This is a genomic window from Clostridium tanneri (assembly GCF_033659955.1).
Classification (GTDB): domain Bacteria; phylum Bacillota; class Clostridia; order Clostridiales; family Clostridiaceae; genus Clostridium_AM; species Clostridium_AM tanneri.
In genome coordinates this window covers 1-1,776 of sequence record NZ_JARUJP010000065.1, presented here as the reverse complement: position 1 = coordinate 1,776, position 1,776 = coordinate 1, and the positions used below count along the sequence as shown (strand labels likewise).

Sequence of the window (1,776 nt, the reverse complement as noted above, 5' to 3'; positions counted from 1 at the left end):
GATTCCTCTATAAATTTATCAAAAATAAAAACCATTTCACTTTTCAATGCATCCTTCTCTATTTTCTTAAACAGATTGGATACACTTGTATCGTCTAAAATATTGGAGGAAAATTTCTTAAATACATTTGTACGAGCATCCTTAAAGATGTTACAGAGTGTCGCAGCATCCTCATTTAAGTGTTTTTTCACTTCGTTTTCAACAATGTTACTAATAATTAATCTAATTTTACCATCGCTGATATATTTATTAAGTGTACTAAAAATACCTTTTGAACTAAAATCGTATTTTGCCTCTATAAAGATATTAGTATCTAAGAATATAGATATTGGATAATTTAGCAATCTTATTCCTCCTTTATATGCAATTGACAATAAGTTTTTTCAATAGAATTATATTATTGCTATTGAGAATTTTTTTGCTCCTCTAACGCACTATGTATGATATACATAATTTTCATACTTAAATTAGCTATAATGATAATTACATGTCCAATAAATTTCTAAAACATACATCTCAGAAGTTCATATTATTAGCCTAATTAGAATCACTACAGCACGTAAAATTATATGGATAATGGTAAGTTAAACAATTGAAATTTAAAAATCTTGATAGCATCATGGATACTATATGAATTCAATAATACTATTTTCATAAGTTCAACCTACACTTTAAAATTTTCTAAAAGAATTTATGTATTAAAAAATTCATGCAAATCAACTATAGATTCAATAATAAATTATATCATTCTAAGATATTTTCAAAGAATTTTATACACTTATACTAAATAACGATGAAATTAATCTGGTTTTATGTATTTAGAGATTTCTATTTTATAAGATTCAATTTTACTATTTACTGTATTTTTTAGTTTTTCATATTCCCTATCAAAATCAAATTTATGTTTAGGACCAAATTCTATTTCTACTTTTACTCTTTCCCACTCTGTTTTAAGATATATTTGGGTTAATAAAATTAATGTACCAATAGTAGCTTCCCTAATATCATCATTGTCATCTCCTGATAATTTTCCGATCCAACATTGTTCCACATTTTTAATTGCAGCAATTAATTCATTATCAGCCTTTCCCTTGAAATTCAGATGTAACTCTATTCGGCAAGATAATGTAGTTAATTTATTAATATAGTCCCCCTCAACATTAGGATGGCATTCATCACTTAAATATCGCACTAAGGATACATATTCAGAAATATAAGCCTTTAAACTCTGCATCCATTCTATTCGATTTTTTGATATAAATTCACCAACACGGTTGTTGCTTGTATTTTTATTAGAATAATAAACAGTAATAATGCCTAACAACAATGTCATTATTGAAATAATGTATTCTGGTTTAATAATTTTTAAAAATTCTCGCAATATTTTCATTTCCTGTATATAATTTTAAACTATGCATTATTAGCCCCATAAGTATGTGGCTAATGAAACGTTAATTAAAGATAGCTATTTAATGTTTTCTAAATACGCTTTTAAAGATAAGTTGGTTCTAGATAGATAAGAACAATTTATTCTAATGCCTGTGCTAGATTGCATAACACCAATATATGGACAACCATTATTGTATGGTATTCGGTGAGAATTCATTATTACATTGAATTGAGAACGCTTTACATATTGTTCACCTGCATCAGTAAGTTGAATTAACGCAATACCATGTTTTGAAGCGTATTCGATTGCACCAGATTGAAAATTTGAAGATGAAATCAATATACCTTTATTTGTACCACAAGCACGAATTTTATCATAAAGGATCT

General features: G+C 26.6%; 3 protein-coding genes. All 3 read right to left on the bottom strand.

What is annotated here, in order from left to right; translation table 11 throughout:
- Positions 1-344, bottom strand: a 344-nt coding sequence (locus tag P8V03_RS18915) for a PIN domain-containing protein (protein WP_318799362.1), incomplete at its 3' end; no start/stop codon positions are given.
- 455 nt (positions 345-799) lie between these two features.
- Positions 800-1,381, bottom strand: a complete 582-nt coding sequence (locus P8V03_RS18910) for a hypothetical protein (RefSeq protein WP_318799361.1) — start codon at positions 1,379-1,381, stop codon at positions 800-802.
- A gap of 84 nt (positions 1,382-1,465) precedes the next feature.
- Positions 1,466-1,776 (bottom strand): hypothetical protein (locus P8V03_RS18905; RefSeq protein WP_318799360.1); only part of this gene is annotated, 311 nt, incomplete at its 5' end.